The following is a 468-nucleotide window of genomic DNA, read 5'->3' on the forward strand; positions in this document are numbered from 1 at the left end:
GCGGCGCTGCGCTTGCGCGGGCCTACGGTGATGGTTAACCTTCTGAAATTTAATGGTTATGTAGGCCGGGTAAGCGAAGCGCCACCCGGCAGAAGAGCTTATCCTGCCTGCACCATAACTTTCAGCAGCGTATCCAGCAGGCCGGGAAAACGGGCGTCCAGATCTTCCCGGCGCAGCGAAATCATGTTCTCCCGTCCCTGAGGCCGTTGCCAGATCACACCGCTGTCACGCAGGACGCGCCAGTGGTGGGTCATGGTGGACTTGGCCACCTCCTCCTGGCGCAGGGCGTTGCAGCTCAGCTCGCTGCCGTCGGCCAGCGTACGAATGATCTCCAGTCGCAGCGGGTTTCCGAGCGCGGAAAGGACATTTTCCAGGCGAATTTGTTCTCGTTCGGGGTGATTGGCGATCATAATAATCCTGTGTCGGCGGTGGCGCGGCCGCAGCTCATAACGGCGGGGGGGGGGGGGG

Annotated in this window: 1 protein-coding gene; it reads right to left on the bottom strand. The window is 61.8% G+C overall.

The genetic code is table 11. From position 1 onward, the window contains the following. Window positions 1-98: 98 nt before the first annotated feature. On the bottom strand, window positions 99-410 hold the full coding sequence (locus tag HMPREF9538_RS20500; protein WP_002912109.1) for an ArsR/SmtB family transcription factor: 312 nt from the start codon (window positions 408-410) through the stop codon (window positions 99-101). Window positions 411-468 lie beyond the last annotated feature (58 nt).

The sequence above is a fragment of the Klebsiella sp. MS 92-3 genome, from assembly GCF_000195655.1.
Lineage (GTDB): Bacteria > Pseudomonadota > Gammaproteobacteria > Enterobacterales > Enterobacteriaceae > Klebsiella > Klebsiella pneumoniae.